Source organism: Achromobacter insuavis (genome assembly GCF_902859645.1).
In the GTDB taxonomy this organism is placed as follows: domain Bacteria; phylum Pseudomonadota; class Gammaproteobacteria; order Burkholderiales; family Burkholderiaceae_B; genus Achromobacter; species Achromobacter insuavis.
In genome coordinates, this window is sequence record NZ_CADIJR010000174.1 from 1 (window position 1) to 2158 (window position 2158).

Below are 2158 nucleotides of genomic sequence, written 5' to 3' on the forward strand. Positions count from 1 at the left end.
ACCTGGCGCTGGCCCCGGGCCAGCTGCTGCGGGTGCGCGGCGCCAACGGCAGCGGCAAGACCAGCCTGCTGCGCATGCTAGCCGGCCTGCTGCGGCCGCTGGCCGGCGGCGTGCAATGGCGCGGCCGCGACATCCGCCGCGACCCGGCCTCCTATCACGCGCATATGGCCTTCCTGTCGCACGGCAACGGCCTGTGCGGCGAGCTGAGCGCGGCCGACAACCTGCGCTATGCGCTGGCGATAGCCGGCGCGCCCGCCGTCGACACCGGGCCGGCCCTGCGCGCCTGGCGCCTGGAAGCCTGCGCCGACCAGCCGGCGGCGCGGCTGTCGCAGGGCCAGGGCCGGCGGCTGGCGCTGGCGGCCACGGTGCTGGCGGGCAAGCCGCTGTGGCTGCTGGATGAACCCGACGCGGGGCTCGATGCCGCCAGCCTCGACCTGCTGGACCAGGCGCTGGCCGCGCACCTGGCCGGCGGCGGCCTGGCCGTGGTGGCCTCGCACCGCCCGCCCGGCCTGGCCTTCGCCGATATGCAAACCCTGGACATGGATGACTACGCCGATGCTGGCAACGCTGTGGCAGTTGGCGCGCCGTGAACTGCGGCTGGCCTGGCGGCGGCCGGCGGAAACGCTGGGCGCGACGCTGTTCTTCGTGGTGGCGGGCTCGCTGTTCCCGCTGGCCATCGGCCCCGACCCGGCGCTGCTGGCCGCCATCGGCCCCGGCGTGCTGTGGGTCTGCGCCCTGCTCGGCATCCTGCTGACGCTGCAACGCCCCTTCGCCCAGGACTACGACAACGGCGCGCTGGAACAGTTGCTGGTGTCGCCCCATCCCCTGCCCCTGCTGGTGGCCACCAAGCTGGCCGCGCACTGGTTCAGCAGCTGCCTGCCGCTGATCCTGGCCAGCCCGGTGCTGGCGCTGCAGTTCGGCCTGACGCCGGGCGCCATCGGCGTGCTGGCGCTGTCGCTGCTGCTGGGCACGCCGACGCTGGCGCTGATCGGCGGACTGGGCGCGGCGCTGACCCTGGGCCTGCGCGGCGGCGCGCTGCTGCCGCTGCTGGTGCTGCCGCTGTACGTGCCGGTGCTGATCTTCGGCAGCGGCGCGGTGGCGGCGGTGCATGCCGGCTTGGGCGCCGGCCCGCAATTGTCGTTGCTGGGCGCCGGCCTGTGCCTGGCGCTGCTGCTCTGCCCGTGGAGCGCCTCGGCCGCGCTGCGCGTGGCGCTGGACTGAGGACCGGCCATCATGCACTCGCCCCCGCATCTCACCCTGCTGCCGACCCCGCCCGCGCGCCCGGGCTGGCTGCGCTACGCCGCGCCACAACGCTTCTATCCGCTGGCCGGCCGGCTGATCCCGTGGCTGGCGCTGGCCGCGGCGCTGTTCGCCGCCGCCGGGCTCTACGTGGGCCTGGTCAAGGCCCCGGTCGACAGCCAGCAGGGCGAGGTCTACCGCATCCTCTTCATCCACGTGGCGGCGGCCTGGATGTCGATGTTCCTGTACCTGGTGATGGCGCTGTACGCCGCGCTCGGGCTGATCCTGCAGACGCGGCTGTCGTTCATGATGATGCGGGCGCTGGCGCCCACCGGCGCGCTGTTCACCTTCCTGACGCTGTGGACCGGCGCGCTGTGGGGCAAGCCGACCTGGGGCGCCTGGTGGGTGTGGGACGCGCGCCTGACCTCGGAGCTGATCCTGCTGTTCCTGTACCTGGGCTTCATGGCGCTGCAGGCGGCCAGCGACGATCCGCGCCGCGGCGACCGCGGCGGCGCCATCCTGCTGCTGGCCGGCGTGGTCAACGTGCCCATTATCTATTTCTCGGTGCGCTGGTGGAGCACGCTGCACCAGGGCGCCTCGATCAACCTGACCACCGCGCCCAGCATGGCGCGCGTCATGCTGGCGGCGATGCTGCTGATGGTGATCGCGTTCTGGCTGTACAGCGCGGCCGCGTCGCTGGCGCGGGTGCGCGGCATCATCGCCGAACGCGAACCGGCCGCCACCGAACCCGCCCGGGAGCGCCGATGAGCTGGGACACGCTGTTCTCGCTGCAGGGCCACGGCCCCTATCTGCTGGGCGCCTATGGCGTGACGCTGGCGCTGATCGGCTGGGAGGCCGGCTCGCTGTGGCGCCGGGCGCGGGCCCGCCGCCGCGCCGCCCGGCTGCGCGCCGGGGACGG

Annotated in this window: 4 protein-coding genes; all 4 read left to right on the top strand. The window is 74.1% G+C overall.

Translation table 11 applies throughout. The annotated features are described in order from the left end of the window. Positions 1-590: heme ABC exporter ATP-binding protein CcmA (gene ccmA / locus H0523_RS31885; RefSeq protein WP_180180314.1), on the top strand; the 590-nt coding region annotated here is incomplete at its 5' end. After that, positions 556-1221, top strand: a complete 666-nt coding sequence (gene ccmB / locus H0523_RS31890; protein ID WP_054432199.1) for a heme exporter protein CcmB — start codon at positions 556-558, stop codon at positions 1219-1221. The genes ccmA and ccmB, both read left to right, overlap by 35 nt. 12 nt (positions 1222-1233) lie before the next feature. Further along, positions 1234-2007 carry a heme ABC transporter permease CcmC gene (gene ccmC / locus H0523_RS31895; RefSeq protein ID WP_054432200.1) on the top strand — a complete coding sequence of 258 codons (774 nt, stop codon included), beginning with the start codon at positions 1234-1236 and terminating at the stop codon, positions 2005-2007. Next, positions 2004-2158, top strand: a 155-nt coding sequence (gene ccmD / locus H0523_RS31900; protein WP_180180315.1) for a heme exporter protein CcmD, incomplete at its 3' end; no start/stop codon positions are given. The genes ccmC and ccmD, both read left to right, overlap by 4 nt.